Consider the following 21,672-nt stretch of genomic DNA (forward strand, 5'->3'; position numbering starts at 1 on the left):
TCGTTATACTCGAAGTAAGTCCACCAATAAGCGGTGAATGAATAGAAGCTCGACTATATCATTCATATAATTTATGAGGCAACGTTATGGAAAGTTCACAATATATTTTTGTCGTGTCAGGCGTAGTTCAATGTGTTGGGTTTCGTTACCACACTAGCAGGCAGGCGCAAGCTATGGGGCTCTCAGGTTATGCGAAGAACTTAAATGATGGTCGAGTTGAAGTATTAGCTGTCGGAGAGAGTCAACAAATAGAGAAGTTACATGCTTGGCTCAATATTGGCCCTTCGAGCGCAACAGTAGAAAATGTTGTTATGCATCAAGTGAAAGAGAGTGAGCGCCAGGACGTACGCGTAGGGGCGTTTAAAATACTGTAGTATGGCACTACAGTATTTATATTGAACGTAACTTAATGACCTAAAGCGGGTTAGGTTTTACAAGCACTTTGCTGGTTTAGGTAAACCGGCGAGCTTGGTTGCTTGTTTTGCTGGGCCTTTTTTGAATAACTTGAAAAGGTACTTACTATTGCCTTTCTCTGGGCCGTGGGCTTTTTCCATTGCTTTAACGAGCATGCGAACCGCTGGTGAGGTGTTGAACTCTTCGTAAAAGCTCCTTACAAAATGTACGACTTCTAAGTGTGCATCTGTAAGTTCAATCGCCTCGTCTTGAGCAAGAATTTCAATCATGCCTTCTTCCCATTGCGTGTAATCCAATAGGTAGCCTTGAGCGTCGGTTTCGATTTGCTTGCCGTTATATTCAAACATGTTTAATCCAGAATCCAATTAACTATGCGGATAGGGTACATGACCAAGTTTGTCTTTCTCAACAGAAATTGTAGTTATCCAATGAAATATCGCACTTATAGATACAAAAAAGCCCAAGAGATAGGCTCTTGGGCTAGATATTCTTCAATTATGGGAACGATTAGTCGTCGCTGCCCATGATGCCTAGGATGCTTAGTAGGCTGATGAAGATGTTGTAGATCGATACGTACAAGCTGATCGTTGCAGAGATGTAGTTTGTTTCACCGCCACGAATGATGTTTTGCGTTGTAAGCAAGATAACACCAGTCGAGAACAGGATGAACATACCGCTCATTGCCAATGATAGTAGAGGCATTTGTAGGAAGATGTTTGCAACCATACCTACAAGTAGTACTACGAAACCAGCTAATAGCATGCCGTTAAGGAACGACAGATCACGCTTAGTTGTTAGTGCGTAAGCTGATGCGCCCATAAACGCCAGTGCTGTACCGCCAAGTGCAGTTAGGATGACATCACCCATACCCGCGCCAACGTACATGTTTAAGATTGGACCGATGGTGTAGCCTAAGAAACCCGTAAATAGGAATGTGAAGACTAGACCCATGCTGTTGTCACGGTTCTTTTCTGTTAGGAAAAGTAGGCCGTAGAAGCCAACTAGCATGATAATAAGACCCGGGCGAGGAAGGTTCATCGCCATGGATACGCCTGCTACAACAGCAGACCAAAGTAGTGTCATAGACAGTAATGCGTAGGTGTTACGCAACACTTTATTGGTTTGCAGAGCACTTTCTTGAGATGCTGTGCGTGAAAACATAGGGCTGTTCATAATCTTCCTCGTAAGGTGACTTCAATAGTTATTAGTACATTTATGGGGGTGAAAGTTCGAAAAATCAAGTCTCTCATTCCTCTTGTATACGTAAAATAATAATCAAAATAGTCGGTTAAGTGTTTCTGAAGGTGTAACAAAGTATTTCTTTAGACTGTAATTGAGTATAGCTAAGATACGATGGTCAACCTTTGGGCGTTCTATTCAGTTACTTAAAACTTTAAAAACTATCTATAAATTTGAAAAATAAAGAGGCGACCTAAGCCGCCTCTGTAGTTTATGCATCATAACACATTAGTGGTGTAAGATTTGGCTTAAGAAGTTCTGCGTTCTGTCTGATTGTGGGTTTTCAAAGAAATCGACAGGGTTGTTCTCTTCTATGATTTCACCAGCATCCATGAAGATAACGCGATCCGCGACCTCTTTAGCAAAGCCCATCTCGTGTGTTACACAAAGCATCGTCATGCCTTCTTCTGCAAGTTCAACCATTACGTCTAACACCTCACGAACCATTTCTGGATCGAGCGCCGACGTGGGTTCATCAAACAGCATCACTTGAGGGTTCATACACAAAGAGCGAGCGATAGCTACACGCTGTTGTTGACCACCTGAGAGCTGGCCTGGGAACTTGTCCGCTTGCTCAGGGATTTTTACGCGCTCTAGGTACTTCATTGCAATCGCTTCGGCTTCTTCTTTTGGCATCTTTTTGACCCAGATAGGGGCCAGAGTACAGTTCTCTAATACCGTCAGATGTGGAAACAGATTGAAGTGCTGGAAACACATGCCGACATCTCGGCGAACAGCTTCGATGTTCTTTAGATCTTCCGTTAATTCATTACCTGAAACGAAGATATGACCTTTTTGGTGCTCTTCTAATCGGTTGATGCAGCGGATCATCGTTGATTTACCAGAGCCTGAAGGGCCACAGATAACGATTTTCTCGCCTTTTTTAACTTCTAGATTGATGTTCTTAAGTACGTGGAATTCACCGTACCATTTGTTCATGTCTTTCAACTCGATCATAAGACCTTGAGAGTTGTTTTCTGTCTGCTGCGTCATAATACGTCCTTGATCTTGTTAATTATCGTTTGTGACCGGTGTGAAGTCTGTTTTCTAGCCATATCGAATATCTCGACATGCCAAAACAAAACACCCAGAACACTAACGCGACAAATACATAACTTTCTGTTGAATACCCAAGCCATTCAGGGTCGGTATTTGCGGCTTGGCCAATCCCTAGTACATCAAACATACCAATAATCAAAACGAGACTGGTATCTTTAAACAAACCAATGAAGGTGTTCACAATTGAAGGAATCGTGATCTTAAGAGCTTGAGGTAGAATGATAAGCCCAGTCTTTTTCCAGTAGCTTAACCCCAGAGCATCAGCCGCTTCGTATTGGCCTTTTGGTATTGCTTGTAAACCACCACGAATTACTTCGGCCATGTAGGCTGCACTGAATAGTACTACCCCAACAAGTGCTCGAATCAGCTTATCGGTTTCTGTCCCTTCTGATAAAAAGAGTGGCAGCATTACTGAAGCCATGAATAGAACTGTAATGAGCGGTACGCCACGCCAAATTTCGATGTATACGGTACACATACTGCGAATGATCGGCATCTCTGAGCGACGCCCAAGAGCAAGTGCAACACCAATAGGGAGTGACACTACAATACCAACAAGTGCGATGACCAGTGTAACCAATAGGCCGCCCCATTTATGGGTATCAACAACTTCTAACCCAAAGACGCCACCGTATAGCAAGCCGGCAATGATAAATGGGTAGATGTTGACGAAGAACAACCAAATCCACGCGCGTTTAGGTGTTTTTTCATAAGCCAGTAAGGCTACAAAAATGGCCAACGTTGCGTAGAAGAGGCGAGGTCGCCACAGTTCAGCTTCTGGGTAGAAGCCATACATGAATTGGTCCCAACGAACGCTGATAAAAACCCAACAAGCGCCTTCGCTAGTACAGGCATCGCGTGTGGTTCCTATCCAGTCGGCACTGATGAATGCCCAATCCGCTATTGCCCATAATAGGGTGAAAGCAAAGTAAGCAAGAATCACAGTGACGACGCTGTTAACAGGTCCATTAAATAGATTTTTTCTTAACCAACCGACTGGCCCAACGGTATTCGCTGGAGGCGGAAGATCAGGTTGAAATTGATGTGTACTCATCTTATCTCTCCACCAACGCTACTTTGCGGTTGTATATGTTCATTAGAGCAGACGTTAATAGGCTCAAGGTTAGGTAGACGCCCATTGTCATCGCGATTACTTCGATAGCTTGTCCAGTTTGATTCAGTGTTGTTCCTGCAAATACAGAGACAAGATCAGGGTAACCAATGGCCATCGCAAGTGATGAATTTTTAGTCAGGTTTAGATACTGACTGGTTAGTGGTGGGATAATAATTCTTAATGCTTGTGGAATAATAACAAGCTTTAAAGTTCTAGAACGTGGGATGCCTAGAGACATCGCAGCCTCAGTTTGCCCATGGTTTACCGCGTTAATACCTGAACGAACAATCTCAGCAATGAACGCTGCTGTGTAGATACTTAACGCGAGCATCAATGCAGCAAGCTCAGGGATTATGGTAACACCACCCTTGAAGTTAAACCCTTTCAACACAGGGTAATCTGCAGAGATAGGCATGCCCATAACAAAGTAAGTTACCAACGGTAAGCCTAAAATCAACGCAGCGGCAATTCGCAACATCGGCGTTTGTTGGCCGGTCAGTTTCTGTCTGTTCTTAGCCCAGATGTTGATAATAAACGTAGCGATAATACCGACAATCAATGATGCGATGACAATGCTACTGCCTTGCTCAAAGACTGGAGCAGGGAAGTACAATCCACGTACGTTCAAGAAAATTGCTTCACCTAGGCTCATACTTTGACGAGCAGAAGGCAAGGCTTGTAGAACGGCGAAGTACCAGAAAAAGATTTGTAATAGAAGAGGGATATTTCGGAATATCTCAATGTAGACAGCTGCAAATCGGCTAACTAGCCAGTTTGAAGATAGTCTAGCGATACCCATACTAAAGCCCAGCACTGTCGCTAGCATGATGCCGAGTACTGAAACTAAAGCGGTATTGAGAAGACCTATAAAGAATGTACGACCGTATGAGAAGGTCTCGTCGTATTCAATCAATGTTAAGCCGATACCAAAACCAGCTTCTTGCGAGAGAAAATCGAAACCAGTGGTGATACCACGGGAATCTAAGTTAGTGAGTGCGTTATTTACAATCGTGTAAAAGAAAGCACAAAGCGCCCCGACGGCGATAATTTGGAAAATGATGGAGCGAAAAGTGGGGTTGTAAAATAAGTTGGCACTTTTGGGCTGTGGCTTTGCCTGAGCTGGAGAAATAGTTTCATTAGGTTTCATACTACTATAACCTCAAATCCATTTAATAAATAGGGCGGAAAACTCCGCCCTAATTGATGCTTGAAAATTTATTAACGGATTGGTGGAGCGTACATAAAGCCGCCCGCATTCCATAATGCATTTACGCCACGAGAGATTTGAAGTGGAGAACCTGTACCAACAGTACGCTCAAAACTCTCACCGTAGTTACCAACTTGCTTAATTACTTGGTAACCCCAGTCGTCACGAATGCCAAGGCCTTTACCTTTAGGACCGTCTACACCAAGAATACGTTTGATGTTTGGATCTTTTGACTTAAGCATTTCGTCTGCATTTTTAGAAGAGATACCGTATTCTTCCGCGTTAATCATTGCTGAAAGTGTCCACTTAGCAACGTTAAACCATTTGTCATCATCTTGACGAACAACAGGACCTAGAGGTTCTTTAGAGATGATTTCAGGAAGTACTTGTGCAGATTTAGGGTCAGCGAGGTTTAGGCGAAGTGCGTATAGACCAGATTGGTCGGTCGTTAGCACGTCACAACGACCAGCGTCGAAACCTTTAGATGTTTGTGCTGCCGTATCGAATACCACTGGCTTGTAAGACATGCCACTGTTACGGAAGTAATCGGCTAGGTTAAGTTCAGTTGTTGTACCTGATTGAACACATACAGAAGCGCCATCAAGCTCTTGAGCACTTGTTAGGCCAAGTTCTTTCTTAACCATGAAGCCTTGACCATCGTAGTAGTTAACGCCTACGAAGTTCAGACCTAGAGCAGTGTCACGATGTAATGTCCATGTTGTGTTACGAGATAGTACGTCGATTTCGCCAGATTGAAGCGCAGTAAAACGCTCTTTTGCTGTTAGAGGTACATACTTAACTTTAGTCTTGTCACCGAGTACAGCCGCTGCAAGAGCTTGACAATACTCAACATCAATTCCTTCCCATTCACCTTTTGAGTTAGGGTTAGAGAACCCTGGAAGACCGGTACTTACACCACAAGTTAGAAAACCTTGAGATGTGACTTTGTCCAGAGTGCTTTCTGCCGCTGATGCCGATGTTGCCATCATCGCAGTTGATGCAGCTACTACTGAAGCAAGAAGTGTTAGTTTATTTGTCATTTGTATCCTTCCTTGTTAACCAGGTGACACCTGATACTCGTGCTCGTTTGAGTTTCTCTTATGTGTTGCGTTTTCTATGACCTTGTTGTTCAAATTAAGCGAGTTGCATTTTGCAAATGAAACTGTGTGCGATTTAAACAACTGTTTATAAGGTTAGGAAAGGATCCGTAGTTTCACAAATGTATAATTTAAAAAGAATTTTGAATGAAATCACAAATCCGAACACAATTAGAATGACCAAATGTTAAGTGAATGTAAATAGTGCAACGGTTCACACTGTTGGTGCAACGAGATTTAGATTTTTATATTGATAATCGACTAGATAAATATTCTGAATCAACATCACAATGATGAAATATTAAACTTAAGAAATGTTGAAATTTGGTCAATAAATATTTTTATTGCACTTCGATAGTTATGAATATGCTCCAAATTTGGTAGCATGGCTGAATAGTTATTGAAGTAGTCTCAAGGAAGAACATGCGTTATTTCCCAATGTTTTTGGATGTAGAAAATAAGCCAATCTTAGTGGTTGGTGGGGGTGAGGTTGCTTGCCGTAAAGTCGATAGCTTACTACGAGCGGGAGCGGATGTGACTTTGGTGTCTCCCAAGGTAGCGCCTTACTTAAAGCAGCTTGTCGACGAGAACAAACTTCACTGGGTTCAAAACTTTTATTCGTCACAGATCATATCGAAAAATTACTTGCAGGTTTGGGCCACAACAGACAATCCAAGCTTGAATCACCAAGTGTATAATGATGCGAAAAAACTAGGTATTTTAGTCAATGTGGTTGACGATCTTCCTTACTGCGATTTCATCACACCTTCGATGATAAATCGCGGCAGAATCCAAATTGCCATCTCTAGTGGCGGTGCATCACCTGTTTTAGTGAGAAATATCAGAGAAAAACTCGAAACGGTATTGCCACAAAACATAGGTTTGATAGCAGACTTCGGTGCATCAAAACGCAATTCAATCAAAGAGTCATTCCCAACCGTCGACGAGCGTCGTAAGTTTTGGGAGCGTTTCTTGTCATCCAGCTTTATCGAGCAGGTGAATGACAGAGAGCAGTTAGAGTCTTACTACCAGCAAGCGTTAACCGAAGGCATTGATAGCGAAGGGCAGGTCACTTGGATTGAATTCGAGCAAGACGTCGAGCTGCTGTCTATGAAGGCTTTACGTTTGATGCAGGAGGCAGAGCTCGTACTTTCACCGAGCGATTGTCCATTTGAATTTATCGATCTGTGCCGCCGAGATGCAGAAAGAGAGAGCTACGCCAACAGCGGAGAACTATCAACAAAGCTTGAGCAAGCAAGAGCAGAGAAATTACGAGTGTGTGTGTTTATTCCACCAGCAAGCGTAGAGTTTAACCTGTTGGTCGGCAAAGACCTAAAATTGTCAGCAGCCCAAGTACTCAGTTGAGGCAGTTGCTTCTAGTTGAAATGAGAGCTTTCTGGTTGTTTTAAATCGGCTAGAGGCTTGGAATAAAACTAAAACTGGACCAGATAAATAAAAAGCCACTTCCCTTAAAGAAGTGGCTTTTTGCTATTTCAAACACGACATTGTGCTGATGAATGAGTAACCCAAATAGGCGGTCGCTCAAACTCAATAATTAGTCGCGGAAGTTGTCAAACTGGAAAGGTTGACCAAGTTCACCGCTGCGAACTAGAGCCATAACAGCTTGTAGGTCATCACGCTTCTTACCTGTTACACGAACTTTGTCGCCTTGGATAGAAGCTTGAACTTTGACTTTGTTGTCTTTGATTAGCTTAACGATCTTCTTAGCGACATCAGTTTCAATGCCTTGCTTAAAGATAACCGTTTGGTGCCAAGTGCGACCTGTTTGGTCTGCCGCTTTCGCTTCCATCGCGTTAGGATCAACATTACGCTTCGTTAGGTTGCTGCGAAGGATATCGCGCATTTGCTTCAGTTGAAAATCGTCTTGAGCAGTCAATTTTACTGATTCATCTTTGTAATCAAAGCTTGCTTCAACGCCGCGGAAATCGAAACGAGTCGATAGTTCACGGTTTGCGTTGTCTACTGCGTTACGCAGTTCTACTGCTTCTACTTCAGAGATAATGTCAAATGATGGCATTGTGTTGTTTCCTTAAGCTAAGTTTCTATCTTTAATTGCTGTTGCAAGCATGTCTAGCATTGTTGCAGTATCTTCCCAGCTTAGGCATGGGTCAGTAATCGACTTGCCATATTCTAGGTTGTTGATGTCTGTCATTGGCTGGTTGCCTTCAATAATGAAGCTCTCTGCCATAATGCCTGCAATTTGGTTCTTGTTAGATTTAATTTGCTCACAAATGTCTTGTGCAACTTCTAACTGCTTACGGTGCTGTTTCTGACAGTTAGCGTGGCTAAAGTCTACAACCAAACGTTGAGGCAGGTCGAATTCAGCCAGTTGCTTACACGCAGCATCTACAGATTCAGCGTCGAAGTTAGGGCCTTTATCACCACCACGTAGAATAACGTGACCGTATGGGTTGCCAGAAGTACGGTAAACCGTCATGCGGCCGTTCTTATCTGGGGAGTAGAAGTAGTGTGAAGCATGTGCTGCACGAATTGCATCGATAGCAATCTTGATGTTGCCGTTGGTCGCGTTCTTGAAGCCAACTGGGCAAGACAGTGCAGAGGCCATTTCACGGTGAATCTGAGATTCAGTCGTACGAGCGCCAATCGCGCCCCAAGTGATAAGGTCCGCAATGTACTGACCTGTGATCATATCAAGGAATTCAGTTGCTGTTGCTAGGCCAAGCTTGTTGATGTCTAACAGAAGCTTACGAGCTTTGTTTAAGCCCGTTTCAAGTGCGTATGAACCATCAAGGTTTGGATCGGTAATCAAACCCTTCCAACCTACAACAGTACGAGGCTTCTCGAAGTAGGTTCTCATTACAACGAACAGTTCATCTTTGTACTGGTCTTGAATTTTGCTCAGGCGCTCAGCGTAATCAAGTGCCGCATCTGTATCGTGAACAGAGCAAGGGCCTACGATAACTAATAGGCGGTTATCACGACCAGTTAGGATATCTTCGATTTGGCGGCGAGAATTTTTAATGCGCTCAGCAACGTCGTCAGTAATAGGGTGTGCATTGCCTAGTTCGGCAGGAGTTGGCATAGGACCCAGAGCTTGGGTTCTCAACTCATCAGTTTTTAATGGCATGTGATAGCTTTTTTATTCTATTGCGAAGTGGTTAAGATAACGGAATTGAACAGAGGAATAAACTCTATTGAGTCAAAGTTATCTCAGTTATTGCTAATATTCTTATTTTTATCAGCAGGCCAGCGTCAAATAAGGGATTTTCACTTGTATTAACAGGCAGCTGTCGGTATTTTCGTTTGAACACAACATAAAAATGCTGGAGCAGCAATGACTCAAGAAAATCAAAGCACTTTGCACCCAGAACTTGTCTTAGGTGATGTGCTGCCTTCTTACAACGATAATAATAATTCCAACCACTTATACGTTTCATTATCAGAATTGGTGATGGATCGTGTCTTTTATCATCCAAGTATCGAGAGTCACTTAGATACTTTGACTGATATTGAAAAAACGTCTTTAGATGCGATCCTTGGCGATAAAACCGTCGATGAGCATTTTGTTTCGACCTTAGTGATTGCCATCCAAGCTGCCGTTCAGCCAAATCACACTTCTGTTCGTATCGCATTAAGCAGTGCTGATAGCTATGGCTTCCGCTCGCTGCTTGGCGGGAACTGTGAAGCTGAAGAGATTAACCCTGCACTAGGTGTTCGTGGCGTTGCTCGTTACGCGACACCAGAGTACAGCAAGGCTTTCGCTTTAGAGTGTCAGGTAATTAAAACGTTGCGAGAGCAGGGCATTAACGTTGAAGTGGTTGTGCCTTATGTACGAGCATTAAGCGATGCCGCTAAGATTATTGACCTGCTTGCCGAGCAAGGGCTACCACGTGGCCTTAATGGTTTGAAAGTACTGTTCTCGTGCGATGTGCCGTCTGCAGTGCTACTGAGCGAACGTTTACTGCATTACTTCGATGGTGTTGTTGTGAATGTAGATAGCTTAGCGTCTTTCACTTTAGGCGTAGACAAGCACAATGAAGCTCAGCAACACGCTTTTGATCCACAAAACGAAGCGGTTATTGCCTTGTTGGATATGATTGTTAAAGCAACCCTGAACGCGAAGAAGCCAGTGTTGCTAGTAACTCAAGGCTTAGTGGATTACCCACGTCTACAAGGTTACATAGCTGATTTTGAAGGCGTAGAAACGGTCGTGACTGCATAAATCGGTTTGTTGTCTTAATAAATCAACTGGTTGTATCCGTTTATTTGAAGCACTAAAGCTTTGAGAATGAAAGAGATATCATTATGCGATGATATCTCTTTTTTGTAACATTTTTTTGACATCCCTATCGCTAATCGATTAACTGGTCTGATGACTGATTTGACTAGGTAATCCGAATGTTGACCCCTCTACAAAAAGCAAATTTCTACTTGAGCATGTTTGGTTTTTTCAAAGTGCCTTTGATCTGGTTATGCAGACCAAAATTGCTCGCCCTGGATAACCAACATGTTGAGGTCAAAATCCCTCTTAAAAGACGAACGAAGAACCACCTTAATAGCATGTATTTTGGTGTTTTGGCTGTGGGTGCTGACGTGGCGGGTGGTTTTCTTGCGATGAGCAAATCTCAGCAGCAAGGTGAAAAGATTTCGTTGGCGTTTAAAGAGGTGACGGGCAACTTCTTAAAGCGTCCAGAAGGCGATGTACACTTCACTTGTAACGATGGTGAGTTGATCAACACCATGCTAGAAGAAACTATGTCTACTGGGGAGCGTGTAAACCAACCTGTAACCATTATCGCGACTTGCCCATCTTTGCATGGCGACGAGCCAATGGCCGAGTTCACGCTAACGCTTTCGATCAAGAAAGTCCCGTCTAGGAAATAGCTCGGAAGTAGATGGAAGCTTGAATAAGTGAATAAGTGAATAAGTGAATAAGTGAATAAGTGAATAAGTGGAAGAGCGGTATGCGAATTGAATATCCACATACCGTGTTGCACACCGTAGAAAAGTTAAGATTCTTGAGTGATTTGCTCGATATCGACGATCTTTGAACGGTTCATTACGATTTTCCAACGGTAATAGGTCGGTTCGTTATCGTGGTTGTTCTCTTTAATGATCAGGTTGAGCAAGTGGCGCTTTTCTACCGATTCACGGCTAACTTGCCCTTCATTCAAGCGATACACCTTATTTGAACCCTTATCCATCAATCGTGTCAGCGCTCTTAAGCTGATGGATAACGTTTCACGAGTCTCTTCATAACCACTCATGAACGTCGATGTCGACATCTCAGTATGCGAACGATAGTGCAGGATCTGCTCTTCACGTTGAACGACACGCTTCTTACGTATCGATTGAATACGGTCTGCTAGCTTAGAAAAGCTTGCGTAGTCCAACCACTCGAGTTTATGACCGACAGATTTATTGGTCGTCGGGTCGAAGTAACGGCGCTTCCATTTAGGTTTGCCTTTACGCAGCCAGCGCCAAAGGATGTCTCTCAAGTCATCTTTGAAGATTTCGCGTAATGCATAGATGAATGACATCGCCACGATGAAAGAAGCCGTAATCTCACCAAGAAAATCACGAGCCAAAATGACGGTTGTCGTCACCACCACCATCACCAAACCGGTCGCAATGCCTTTCACTGCACGCTTAACGTTCTTACCCATCGATGTCGTCTTTTCTTTAAGTACAATAGGGTGTTCTATTAAACGTCGCAGCAGTCGCATCTTGTTACTCAGACGGGTGACGTCTTCACGTACCCTAGCTGAGTTGTAGCGGTTGAGCTTGCGGTGAGCGGTTTCCTTATCACAAAGCGTTAAGAGTCGCTCCTTAATTGTGGAGTACTCGCTGCCACGTGGCATATGAGATACCAGCGATAAGAACTTTTGCTCTGTGTACCATGAAAGATAGTTATCAATGTTGGCGTAGTAGCGCTTAAGGTTTTCTTCATAGGGAATACTACGACGAAGCTTCTTGAGGATATCTAAAGCCAGTTCAATGACTTCATCTACTTCATCAGCCGTTACGTCGTCACTATCATTCTTATTCAGGCTACTTACCGCTTTATCTAACGCGATAACATATTGATAGGCGAACAAACTCAAACTGACACGATACTGCGTAATCGACAATCGTCCACGCTTAGCTAAGCGACTGTGCACCAAAGGTAAAAGTGTTTTGTCACTGTAGTAGGCACGTTTTTGAGTGATTGAGCTGTAGAAAAAGGCACTTTCAGAAAGCACTTCAGGAGTCAGTCCAAGTTCACCGGGAATGAATAGATAAACGTCCATGTCGAGCTTTTTTGTCTTAGCCATGGCATGGTTAATTTTAAGTGTTATCGCATCTTGTTTATCAACGGTGATCAACGATGTCTCCTAGAATGTAAAAATATGAATGAAACTAGCGAAAGCATATCAGAGATCACGTATAATCTCCGCCAAATTTAAAGTAGAGACAATCTTGATGATTAATATTGGTCAAATAAACAACTTAGAAGTAGTAAAACAAGCAGACTTCGGTGTATTCCTTGACGCGAGCGACTATGGAACCGTGTTGCTGCCTAAACGATTTACTCCTGAAGGTGTTGAAATTGGTCAAAAGCTAGATGTTTTCTTATACATTGATTCTGACAACCAGATCGCTGCAACGACTGAAAAACCGATCGCTCAAGTAGGCCAGTTTGGTTTGATGACAGTTGAAGGTGTTAACAGTACTGGTGCATTCATGAGCTGGGGCGTGAAAGGTAAAGACCTTCTTGTTCCTTTCAGCGAGCAGCGTGGCCGTTTAAACGAAGGCCAGTCAATCTTAGTATATGTATATATCGATAAAGCATCGAGCCGTATCGTTGGTACAACGAAGTTCAACAAATGGTTAGACAACACGCCTGCGACTTATAAGCAAAATGAGCAAGTCGATCTCATTATCGCTGAGCGCAGCCAATTAGGTTACAAAGCGATTGTGAACGGTGAACACTGGGGTATGATTTTCCCATCTGACATCATCGGTAAGCTGTTCATTGGTAAAACACTAAAAGGCTACATTAAAAACGTTCGTGAAGAAGACGGTAAGATTGATTTGTCTCTTCAGAAAATTGGTGTCGCTAAGATGGATGACCTAAGCACTAAGGTTCTTGACCTGCTTGAGAAGAAAGGCGGTTACCTGCCTTTGAATGATAAGTCTTCTCCTGATGCTATTTTCTCTGCATTCAGAACCAGCAAAGGTACGTTCAAGAAGACAATTGGTGGTTTGTACAAATCTGGCAAGATCACTATCGACAAAGAAGGTATCAGCTTAGTTAAATAAGCGATCCTCTCGGTCAAAAAAAAGCCCAAACCTTCCTGTTTGGGCTTAGGGGAAAGGGCTCCGAAGAGCCTACGCTAATCGTTTTAATCTTTTGACTGTTAGATTGAAGTCTAGTTTAGATTCTCTAAAGTGCGATTTTTCTTTTTGGAAATAGTGACTTGAATTGATATTTATATAATTAGTTGTTGATTTACAAGCGCTCGCACACTGACTTATATGGCCGATAGAATAGAAAAAGCCCAAACAATTAACGTTGCTTGGGCTTTTTGTTTATCTAGCTGTATACAGGGGGAAAGCTTTTAGAAAAGGTTCTTATCGCGCACGAGTTCGCGTGGTAAGCCGTTCTTCACTCGGTTGCCAACCCACTTACCAAGGTCGATGATTGCACCATTGTACTTCACTAGTACTTCACCTTTGCCAGACAGGCCTTCAGGGCGAACATCGCGTCCCATGAACCATTCACGAGCATCTTCAATGCTTAGCTCGACAACATTAGCTTCATTGCCAGTTGCAAGTGTTGTGGCCACTTGGTGCTGCCAGCGGTAACCTTTTTTATGGGTTTCGGCGATCTTGATTCCCATGCGAGAAAAACGGAACTCACCGATCATCGGCTCTAGCGCTTCTGGGAATAGCCAAACGTCTTTGTCACGAATCCAAACTTGAGTATCACTTGGTAGTTCGATATCGAGAGCATTTAGCAGTTGTTCAGAGACTTCTTGCTGAGTTTTCTTTGATGCTTTTTCAAATGGGAATTTACCCATACGCTTTTTAACTTCTGGTGGAGTAACAGACGCTAGTTTACGGATACGCGCAACAAAGAAACCTTCTGAGTCATAAACTTGAGGGAAGATGTGTAGAAAGCCTTCTTCTGTCGTGGTTGCTTTTGCATTGTCGAATAGAGATTCCAGAGATTCGAATTCAACCGCATCACCAAAGGTTTCTTTTAAGTGATGACACACTTGTTGGTTCTCTTCGGTGCTAAGCGTACACGTTGAGTAAACTAAAACACCATTAGGTTTGAGAGCATGGAATGCACTTTCAATCAGATCTTTTTGCGTGTCGGCAATATCGACCACAGATTGATACGTCCAGTTCTTCATCGCATCTGCGTCTTTACGAATGGTACCTTCGCCAGAGCAGGGCGCGTCTAGCAACACAGCATCAAACTGTTCTGGCAACCAACCACCGAAAACTCGACCGTCAAAGTTACTTAGAGCGGCATTACGAACGCCACAACGTTCGATGTTAGCGTGTAGGACTTTCACACGGCTTGCAGCGTACTCATTGGCAACCAATACACCGCGGTTATTCATTAGTGCAGCGATTTGCGTTGTTTTAGAGCCGGGTGCAGCCGCAGTGTCTAACACCGCTTGGTAATCAGCTTCACCTTGGAAAAGTGCCGAGGGTGGCATCATCGAGCTGGCTTCTTGGATGTAGAAAAGACCAGACATGTGTTCTGCCGTATTACCTAGTGGGGCTTCACTTTCATCAGCTGTAATCCAAAAGCCCGTTTCACACCAAGGTACAGGTTCCAGTTCCCAGCCTTTCTCTTTTGCTCGTACTAGGAAGTCTTCAACACTGATTTTCAATGTGTTGACTCGAATACTTTTACGAAGTGGTTTTTGGCATGACGCAACAAAAGAAGCCATATCTAGATGACTAGGCATGATTGCTTCGATGTGCGTTAGGAATTCTTCAGGGATATATACGTTAGCGTGCAAAAGAGTATCTCGATTTATTGCATTAATGCGGGGAGTTTAAAGCAAAATGAGGCCGCCCTAAACCATATTTATAGCAAACAACAAAAATGCAGCCGAATGGCTGCATTTTGATGAATAATTAATCTTCCAGAAACGTCAGGGAGTTCACTCTATGGACGAGGAATTGCGGTTCTCCATGATTTCCACTCATCTTCGGCTTGACGATAGAGGTAGAAAGACTGATCTTCGCTTGCTACTGGTTGAAGTTCATTCGTCGGCGGCGTTGAGAATGTAATCCCACCTCTTAATAAGCTGTCTACCGTTCCGGCTTTGATGTTTGCGCCAGACAGGCCGATAGAGACATCGACGCCCGACACGTTCCAGAACACAGTGTTTGCGCGGATTAGGTAAGCGTAATCAGGCTCTATTTGAATCGTAGAGATGATGCGGTCAGCAAACTCGCCCAGCTGAACATCAATAACACTGCCGATTTCTAGCTCACGGAATAGGATAGGTGTGCCTTCAGATACCGAGCCTCGCGTTTCGCTTTGTAGCTGGAATATCTTGCCTTCAGGCTGCACGGGTCCCTTGCTAAGCTCAAATTTCGTGTTTCTTTCACCTTTGCCCGGATCTACGTTGATGTGCTTAGAGAGCAGTGCAGAGACATTTTTGATGCCGTTAAGGCCAATCTCAGGCTCTGCCAACCAGAAGTGACTGTTCGCCACGGCAATCTTATCGACGTACTCAGGTAAAATACGCGCAGTAATTTCAATACCGCCCTTGTTGAAGTTCGGAATCACCAAAGTAACCTCACCAACAGTGACACCTTGATATTTGATCGCCATGCCCTTGCTGACTTCTTGATCGCCAGAAGAGGTGATAGTAATCGCGCGGCCAAATTTTCGAGCAGATTTTGAATCTTTGTAAAGCTTCCACACATCGCCAAGTTTGTTGTCGATTCCCGGCAGAGAGTCAAAAGCAATACCGCCTTGGATAAGGGTTTTAACTGGTGCCGCTTTAATGCTGATACCCGATAGTGATGCATCAACCTCAACGCCTGAACGGTTCCAGAAAACAGTTTGCTTGTTGAGTAAGTGTGTGTAACGATTTTCGATTGTGACTTTGATTCTTACGCCACCGTCGGCAAGCTGAAAATCAGAAATACTACCTACTTGTAGGTTGCGGTAGAGGAGTGGGCTGCCTTTAGAGATTGAAGGTAACTCACTGGCAAACAAAGAAAGTGTCTTTGAACCAGACTGATTAAACTTAGCAATTTCTGCTAACGACTTACTTTGGAAAAGTTGGTAGTCCGTTCGAGCTTCAGATTTGCCTTCACTTACAAAGCTAATCGAGCCAGTAAGAAGCTGTTTCGCTGGTGGGACCGTAACACTCAAGCCTGATTCGGTTAGCTCTGCAGTCGCACTACCTGTCACGAAGAAACGGTTGTGACTTTTAATAAGGTGCGCATACTCGTTGTCGATAAGCGCATCCATGAAGACTTCGTGTTTATCAGAGCCCGTACCAACACCATCAACTAATCCCACATGGATGATAGAGCCAACGGCAATGCCTTTGTAGAGCAGTTGTGTGCCGACATCTAACCCGAACGAATTGTTCGACGTTAAGCGAATCGCAACGGATTTCTCTTGTTCCTGACTGAATTCATTTTTGCGGATCGCAGTAAATCGACGTGCTTTTTCACCTTCGCCCGGTACCAAGGTTAAAAAGTTACCTGTCACTAAGTTGGCAATGTTTTTCATGCCAGTAAGAGACAGTTCAGCCTCTTCTAAAACGAATTTACTGCCACTATTTAAAAAGTCACTGAATGCCGGTTGAATAGCAGCGGATGCGACGACGTTTTCACGCCCTTCACTTAGCGATAAATCAGTGATTTGACCGATTTCGATGCCGCGATACATGATCGGAGCACCCGTAGCACTGATCTTGTTGTCATCTGGTACGGCAATCTTGATAGAGATACCTCGACCCGCTGTTTTCAGATCTGGGTAGAGTTTGAACTTGGTGTTCATCTCAACGGGTTGACCTTCTCCCGGAGAGTCGACCGCAATTGAACCGCCAAGCAATGCACTTAGGCTCTCTAGTCGAACATCAACACCAGAAAAGCCAATACTGGCACCTAAACCACTGACATTCCAAAAACGGCTTTGGTCGGTAATGATATGGCTGTATTCATCTTTAATTGACGCTTGAATCGTAACGGATTTCGCGTTGTCGTTTAACTGATAGTTGTAAACCTCACCAATTGGGATTTTACGGTAAACGATTTGAGAACCCACAGACACACCGCCTAGATCTTTGGTCGTCAGTGAAATATTCAAACCTTCAGAAGCCAGCAAGTCAGAAGGGGAGGATTCTAACGCTTGGAAAACAGTTTCCGGGTCTTCTTTGGCTTCGCTCGGGTGGATAGCAATATAGTTACCTGAAACAAGTGCGTCTAATCCTGAGATACCCGACAAACTTGCTGTTGGTTTTACTAGCCAGAAACGAGTGCCTTTTGAGAGTAGCTTCTTCGCTTCTGGATAGATGTCAGCATCGACATAGATACTCGATAGATCTTTGGATAAAGTGATGTCGCGCACCATACCCACCTCTAAGCCTTGGTAACGAATCGTTGTTCGACCTGCGACTAAACCTGCGGCATCTGAGAAGTATATTTGCACACGTTGCCCAGCATCGTGTATCGATTTCATGACCAACCAACCGGCTAAGGCGACGGTTAATATCGGCAGAATCCACAAAGGTGAGATGCCTTTGTTTTTCCTTACTTCTGGTGAATATGACGTTTGTGATTGGTTATCGTTGTTCATTCACTGACTCATCTTTAGAGGTGTAGTTATCCCAAATTAGCCTAGGATCTAAGCTTTCCGCTGCTAGCATCGTGAGAACAACTACGACGCCAAAAGCGACTGCACCATAACCTGGTGTAAAGTTTAAAATTTGTCCGCGGTCGACCAAGGTCATCATGATCGAAATAACGAACAGATCCATTACCGACCATTTTCCCACCCATTTCACGATGAAATAGATGGTCATACGTTGCCTGTGGTAAACGGCGCGCTTCATCTTGATACAGATTAAGATGTACGCGAGGCCCAGTATTTTCGCGACGGGCACGACGATACTGGCAATGAAAATGATCGCAGCGATGCCATACATATCGCTATTAATTAGCGAAGCGACACCGGAAATGATGGTGTCTTCCAGCCTTTGACCGTTGGTAATAAGGATAGAAATAGGAATAACGTTAGCGGGAACAATGGCCACAGATGCGGCAAACAGCAGAGCCCAAGTCTTCTGAATAGAGTAGGGCTTACGGTGATATAAGTCATGGTGACAACGCACACAAGTATGACCGTCAGGCTGAGATAGGTGACAGTTGTGACAGTGTACGTTCTTAGTTTCAGCAAAAGAGTATTCAGATTCTTTTGCCCAAGCTTCCCAGTAGCGACGCACACTGATGCGGCTTACCAGTAATACGCTGAAAAGCTGAAGAAGAATCAGGCCAATCAAACCAGGACCAACAAAAATATCCGAGTAATCTTGCAGTTTGAAACATGAGACCGCCAAACTTACCAGAAACACATCCAACATCATCCAATGTTTGAGAGTCTGAATAATGGCTAATGAATAACGAAAGGGGGTGAAGATCTTAAAACGCAGTGATGCATGAGTGATGAGTACCGACGTGCACACGAGCAACGGAGCGATCGAACTGCAGAACAGGATCAGCAAACCAAGTAGAGGAAAGCCTTCACCCATCAAGGTGAAAACACCCGATGGAAGCGTTGCGGGTATCATGACACCAATCAAGCGAATACTGATGAATTCGAAAAAGTGCGATGGGATAAATAGCAACAAACAAGTGACAGCTATTGCTAGGTTTCCAGACAGGCTAGGGGTGCCGCCTCTATAAAGCTGAGTGCCACATCTTGGGCAATAAGCGGACTTCCCTAAAGGGATGTCCATTTTATCTACGGGGAGTTCGCAGCCCTGACAAAGGCGCACTGAGCTACTATCGCATTGATGCTTAGTTGATAAAGGGTTGGTAACGGATGGGGAGGTCACGCGACCTCCCAAGTTGAAACGTTAGTTAGGCTCGATGCCTGACTTAAAGACTCAGAACCACAAACATCAGGCGTGCGATTGCACACTGCCATAGAGTGTTTGATAGAGTCCTTGTTGTTCAACCAATTCACCATGTGTTCCCGTCTGTGTGACTTGTCCATCTTCTAAAACATAGATTAGATCGGCTTGTTTCACCGCTGATAATCGATGAGCCACTATCAAAGTTGTGCGATCTTTCAAAAACTCGCTCAACGCTTTATGCAGCGCTGACTCTGTTGCTGTATCGAGTGCAGATGTCGCTTCATCAAGAATAACAAACTTAGGATTGCTCAGCACCATACGAGCGATTGCTAAGCGTTGTCGTTGACCACCAGACAGTCGAACGCCGTTCCTACCAATTTGTGTATCTAAGCCATTACTCAGTTGCTTGATGACATCTTGCATTTGAGCGACTTCAAGCGCACGCCACAACGACATTTCATCGTATTCAGCACCAAGGGTCAGATTATGCCTTAATGTATCGTTAAAGAGTATAGGTTGTTGTAAAACAACGGCAATTTGATTGCGTATTATATCAAAGCTGATGTCATCGGTTGTTTCACCGTTATAGCGAATACCCCCCGAGTCTGCTTGGTAAACCCCAATCAGCAACTGGATTAACGTAGATTTACCCCCGCCACTCGCACCGACCAAAGCGACTTTCTTACCTGCAGGGATGTGCAGCGATAGCCTATTTAAAACAGTGTTTTCCAATGTGTAAGAGAATGTAACGTCTTCGATGTCGACTGTCACTTCTTGATCTTCAGTAAATGGGTTCACTTTACTAATAGGGCGCTTCTCTTCTTCTAACTGAAGAAGATCGTTGATGCGTTGCAGTGCCGCTTTCGCGCTATACCAAGAGAATTGAATCCCTAGTAGCTCTTGAACTGGGCCTAACATGAACCACAAGTAGCCGAATACAGCGAAAATCTGACCAATGGTTAAGTCACTGAATAACACCATTAGCATAGCGACGGCACGGAAAAGCTCGAAACCCAATAAGAAGAGTAGAAACGAAACACGGCCAGCAGCTTCAGATTGCCAAGCGTATTTGTCTGCATCGATTCTTACTTGGTTTGCTTGAACCTTAAGCTCATCGAGAAAGATACGTTCTTTATTCGCCGCGCGCAGTTGGTAAATGCCGTCTAAGGTTTCCACCAAACGGTTTTGAAAGCGCTCGAAAGATTGGTTTTCGTACTTCTTAAGGTGTTTGACCCTGCTGCCTAGTTTACGGGAGAAATAAATTACAACAGGATTGACCAGTAAAATGAACAATCCTAAACGCCACTCTAACCACAACAGCACGATCGCTGTCCCGAACACGGTCAGGAAGCTGATGATAAATTTAGAAAGAGTCGAGCCAATGAACTTATCTATTGTCTCTATGTCTGTTATTAGGTGGGCGTTAATACCGCCACTGCCTTTGGTTTCGTATTGTCGAATACTGATGCGGCCAAGCTTATCTATCATCTTGCTGCGCATTTGATAGGTAATTGTTTTGGACACAAGCGTAAACTGACGCCCTTGCAGAATGTTCAGCGCTTGGCTAACGGAGCGCATGATAATCACTAACAACAAAGTTAGTGCTATATAGCCAGTCGGTGTTTGTAGTGAAGATGGAAGTAGGTGGTTCATCATCTCTAAGCCTGAAGCGGGCTTATCAAGTAATACTTCATCAACCATTAATGGCATGAGCAACGGGATAGGGACACTAATGAGAGTTGCAAATATGGCAATAATGTTAGCAAACAGTAATTTGGACTTGTGTTTTTTTACTTGAGTTATTAACCAAGAACGGCTAATAGTGTCTTCTGAATTGTTCATTGTAATGAGAATAAGTCCTATTTAGTTTGATGGCCGCATTCTACTGCGTTCTCTTGATAATGGAAGTCTCAATTTAATTGGAAGTTAATATGAAAATAGAACATTACCAACGCTTAACCAAACAAGCCGTTGCATTAATTGAATCAGAAACCGATCTAACTGCTAATCTTGCTAATATCAGTTCATTATTATTCATGGAATTGGATGACTTGAATTGGGCGGGTTTCTATTTAATGAAGCAGGACCAAGCTAAGGAAAAAGACGAACTTGTACTGGGTCCTTTCCAAGGTCAACCTGCTTGTGTGCGAATTCCAGTAGGGCGTGGTGTGTGTGGAACTGCGGTTGCGACGAATACAGTTCAGCGCATTCATGATGTTCATGAGTTCGAAGGTCACATCGCTTGTGACGCTGCAAGTAACTCAGAAATCGTTATTCCGTTCTCGATTGGCGAAAAAATAGCGGGCGTTCTTGATATCGATAGCCCAAATGTTGGCCGTTTTTCTCAAATTGACGAGGACGGATTAACATTTTTCATGGCAGAAGTGGAAAAGCTGCTTAATTCGCACGCGAACAAGGCATAAATTATTCTCTTACTGTGGTTTTTCCCAA

19 protein-coding genes are annotated in these 21,672 nt (G+C 43.7%); 6 read left to right on the forward strand and 13 right to left on the reverse strand.

What is annotated here, in order from left to right:
• The first annotated feature begins 86 nt into the window (after positions 1–86).
• On the forward strand, positions 87–374 hold the full coding sequence (gene yccX, locus AB4484_RS12495) for an acylphosphatase (RefSeq protein WP_050621295.1): 288 nt from the start codon (positions 87–89) through the stop codon (positions 372–374).
• 57 nt (positions 375–431) lie between these two features.
• Here the strand turns inward: yccX and AB4484_RS12500 are convergent, their stop codons facing one another.
• The 6 genes from AB4484_RS12500 to AB4484_RS12525 form a co-directional block, all read right to left on the reverse strand.
• Positions 432–761, reverse strand: a complete 330-nt coding sequence (locus AB4484_RS12500) for a TusE/DsrC/DsvC family sulfur relay protein (protein WP_017057205.1) — start codon at positions 759–761, stop codon at positions 432–434.
• Between the two features lie 160 nt (positions 762–921).
• Complete coding sequence (locus AB4484_RS12505) at positions 922–1,587, reverse strand: Bax inhibitor-1/YccA family protein (RefSeq protein WP_017057206.1); 666 nt, start codon at positions 1,585–1,587, stop codon at positions 922–924.
• A 294-nt stretch (positions 1,588–1,881) separates the two neighbouring features.
• Positions 1,882–2,646 (reverse strand): amino acid ABC transporter ATP-binding protein, encoded by a 765-nt coding sequence (locus AB4484_RS12510; RefSeq protein ID WP_017059704.1) that lies wholly within the window; start codon positions 2,644–2,646, stop codon positions 1,882–1,884.
• Between the two features lie 22 nt (positions 2,647–2,668).
• A complete protein-coding gene (locus AB4484_RS12515) occupies positions 2,669–3,766 on the reverse strand; it encodes an amino acid ABC transporter permease (RefSeq protein WP_372078468.1) in 1,098 nt (365 codons plus the stop codon).
• A 1-nt stretch (position 3,767) separates the two neighbouring features.
• Positions 3,768–4,973: an amino acid ABC transporter permease gene (locus tag AB4484_RS12520; RefSeq protein WP_061038970.1), complete on the reverse strand. Its 1,206-nt coding sequence runs from the start codon at positions 4,971–4,973 to the stop codon at positions 3,768–3,770.
• Between the two features lie 71 nt (positions 4,974–5,044).
• Positions 5,045–6,073, reverse strand: a complete 1,029-nt coding sequence (locus tag AB4484_RS12525; protein ID WP_004733634.1) for an amino acid ABC transporter substrate-binding protein — start codon at positions 6,071–6,073, stop codon at positions 5,045–5,047.
• Between the two features lie 480 nt (positions 6,074–6,553).
• On the opposite strand from AB4484_RS12525, the gene AB4484_RS12530 reads away from it, so the two are divergent.
• Positions 6,554–7,495, forward strand: coding sequence for a bifunctional precorrin-2 dehydrogenase/sirohydrochlorin ferrochelatase (locus AB4484_RS12530; protein WP_017059700.1), 942 nt, complete (start codon positions 6,554–6,556; stop codon positions 7,493–7,495).
• 190 nt (positions 7,496–7,685) lie between these two features.
• Here AB4484_RS12530 and AB4484_RS12535 read toward each other — a convergent pair whose 3' ends face one another.
• Together AB4484_RS12535 and AB4484_RS12540 are read right to left on the reverse strand one after the other, a co-directional pair.
• Positions 7,686–8,168, reverse strand: a complete 483-nt coding sequence (locus AB4484_RS12535; protein ID WP_004733632.1) for a YajQ family cyclic di-GMP-binding protein — start codon at positions 8,166–8,168, stop codon at positions 7,686–7,688.
• Positions 8,169–8,180: 12 nt separating this feature from the next.
• Positions 8,181–9,239, reverse strand: coding sequence for a 3-deoxy-7-phosphoheptulonate synthase (locus AB4484_RS12540; RefSeq protein WP_048615990.1), 1,059 nt, complete (start codon positions 9,237–9,239; stop codon positions 8,181–8,183).
• 207 nt (positions 9,240–9,446) lie between these two features.
• On the opposite strand from AB4484_RS12540, the gene AB4484_RS12545 reads away from it, so the two are divergent.
• Both AB4484_RS12545 and AB4484_RS12550 read left to right on the forward strand, forming a co-directional pair.
• Positions 9,447–10,334 carry a putative PEP-binding protein gene (locus AB4484_RS12545; protein WP_372078471.1) on the forward strand — a complete coding sequence of 296 codons (888 nt, stop codon included), beginning with the start codon at positions 9,447–9,449 and terminating at the stop codon, positions 10,332–10,334.
• Positions 10,335–10,510: 176 nt separating this feature from the next.
• Positions 10,511–10,996, forward strand: coding sequence for a PaaI family thioesterase (locus AB4484_RS12550; protein ID WP_048612140.1), 486 nt, complete (start codon positions 10,511–10,513; stop codon positions 10,994–10,996).
• A 125-nt stretch (positions 10,997–11,121) separates the two neighbouring features.
• On the opposite strand, the gene AB4484_RS12555 is transcribed toward AB4484_RS12550, so the two are convergent.
• Positions 11,122–12,477, reverse strand: coding sequence for a hypothetical protein (locus AB4484_RS12555; RefSeq protein WP_048612139.1), 1,356 nt, complete (start codon positions 12,475–12,477; stop codon positions 11,122–11,124).
• Between the two features lie 28 nt (positions 12,478–12,505).
• On the opposite strand from AB4484_RS12555, the gene AB4484_RS12560 reads away from it, so the two are divergent.
• Positions 12,506–13,414: a S1 RNA-binding domain-containing protein gene (locus tag AB4484_RS12560; RefSeq protein WP_179947250.1), complete on the forward strand. Its 909-nt coding sequence runs from the start codon at positions 12,506–12,508 to the stop codon at positions 13,412–13,414.
• 299 nt (positions 13,415–13,713) lie between these two features.
• Here the strand turns inward: AB4484_RS12560 and rsmF are convergent, their stop codons facing one another.
• The 4 genes from rsmF to AB4484_RS12580 form a co-directional block, all read right to left on the reverse strand.
• Positions 13,714–15,135 carry a 16S rRNA (cytosine(1407)-C(5))-methyltransferase RsmF gene (gene rsmF / locus AB4484_RS12565; protein ID WP_372078474.1) on the reverse strand — a complete coding sequence of 474 codons (1,422 nt, stop codon included), beginning with the start codon at positions 15,133–15,135 and terminating at the stop codon, positions 13,714–13,716.
• A gap of 149 nt (positions 15,136–15,284) precedes the next feature.
• Positions 15,285–17,942: an MlaD family protein gene (locus tag AB4484_RS12570; protein ID WP_372078476.1), complete on the reverse strand. Its 2,658-nt coding sequence runs from the start codon at positions 17,940–17,942 to the stop codon at positions 15,285–15,287.
• A complete protein-coding gene (locus AB4484_RS12575; RefSeq protein WP_372078478.1) occupies positions 17,929–19,212 on the reverse strand; it encodes a PqiA/YebS family transporter subunit in 1,284 nt (427 codons plus the stop codon). Before AB4484_RS12575 ends, AB4484_RS12570 begins: the two co-directional genes overlap by 14 nt.
• A 54-nt stretch (positions 19,213–19,266) precedes the next feature.
• A complete protein-coding gene (locus tag AB4484_RS12580) occupies positions 19,267–21,063 on the reverse strand; it encodes an ABC transporter ATP-binding protein (RefSeq protein ID WP_372078480.1) in 1,797 nt (598 codons plus the stop codon).
• Positions 21,064–21,152: 89 nt separating this feature from the next.
• Between AB4484_RS12580 and AB4484_RS12585 the strand changes: the two genes are divergently transcribed.
• The gene (locus AB4484_RS12585; RefSeq protein ID WP_372078482.1) at positions 21,153–21,644 is read left to right on the forward strand and encodes a GAF domain-containing protein; all 492 of its coding nucleotides are present in this window, start codon (positions 21,153–21,155) and stop codon (positions 21,642–21,644) included.
• The last annotated feature ends 28 nt before the right edge of the window (positions 21,645–21,672 follow it).

This window comes from Vibrio sp. 10N.261.46.A3, from assembly GCF_041472995.1.
Lineage (GTDB): Bacteria > Pseudomonadota > Gammaproteobacteria > Enterobacterales > Vibrionaceae > Vibrio > Vibrio coralliirubri.

What these genes read in the sequence shown, in the direction of transcription:
- yccX (WP_050621295.1), top strand. Translation starts at nt 87, where the DNA reads ATGGAAAGTTCACAATATATTTTTGTCGTGTCAGGCGTAGTTCAATGT.
- AB4484_RS12500 (WP_017057205.1), bottom strand. Translation starts at nt 761, where the DNA reads ATGTTTGAATATAACGGCAAGCAAATCGAAACCGACGCTCAAGGCTAC.
- AB4484_RS12505 (WP_017057206.1), bottom strand. Translation starts at nt 1,587, where the DNA reads ATGAACAGCCCTATGTTTTCACGCACAGCATCTCAAGAAAGTGCTCTG.
- AB4484_RS12510 (WP_017059704.1), bottom strand. Translation starts at nt 2,646, where the DNA reads ATGACGCAGCAGACAGAAAACAACTCTCAAGGTCTTATGATCGAGTTG.
- AB4484_RS12515 (WP_372078468.1), bottom strand. Translation starts at nt 3,766, where the DNA reads ATGAGTACACATCAATTTCAACCTGATCTTCCGCCTCCAGCGAATACC.
- AB4484_RS12520 (WP_061038970.1), bottom strand. Translation starts at nt 4,973, where the DNA reads ATGAAACCTAATGAAACTATTTCTCCAGCTCAGGCAAAGCCACAGCCC.
- AB4484_RS12525 (WP_004733634.1), bottom strand. Translation starts at nt 6,073, where the DNA reads ATGACAAATAAACTAACACTTCTTGCTTCAGTAGTAGCTGCATCAACT.
- AB4484_RS12530 (WP_017059700.1), top strand. Translation starts at nt 6,554, where the DNA reads ATGCGTTATTTCCCAATGTTTTTGGATGTAGAAAATAAGCCAATCTTA.
- AB4484_RS12535 (WP_004733632.1), bottom strand. Translation starts at nt 8,168, where the DNA reads ATGCCATCATTTGACATTATCTCTGAAGTAGAAGCAGTAGAACTGCGT.
- AB4484_RS12540 (WP_048615990.1), bottom strand. Translation starts at nt 9,239, where the DNA reads ATGCCATTAAAAACTGATGAGTTGAGAACCCAAGCTCTGGGTCCTATG.
- AB4484_RS12545 (WP_372078471.1), top strand. Translation starts at nt 9,447, where the DNA reads ATGACTCAAGAAAATCAAAGCACTTTGCACCCAGAACTTGTCTTAGGT.
- AB4484_RS12550 (WP_048612140.1), top strand. Translation starts at nt 10,511, where the DNA reads ATGTTGACCCCTCTACAAAAAGCAAATTTCTACTTGAGCATGTTTGGT.
- AB4484_RS12560 (WP_179947250.1), top strand. Translation starts at nt 12,506, where the DNA reads ATGAAACTAGCGAAAGCATATCAGAGATCACGTATAATCTCCGCCAAA.
- AB4484_RS12570 (WP_372078476.1), bottom strand. Translation starts at nt 17,942, where the DNA reads ATGAACAACGATAACCAATCACAAACGTCATATTCACCAGAAGTAAGG.
- AB4484_RS12580 (WP_372078480.1), bottom strand. Translation starts at nt 21,063, where the DNA reads ATGAACAATTCAGAAGACACTATTAGCCGTTCTTGGTTAATAACTCAA.
- AB4484_RS12585 (WP_372078482.1), top strand. Translation starts at nt 21,153, where the DNA reads ATGAAAATAGAACATTACCAACGCTTAACCAAACAAGCCGTTGCATTA.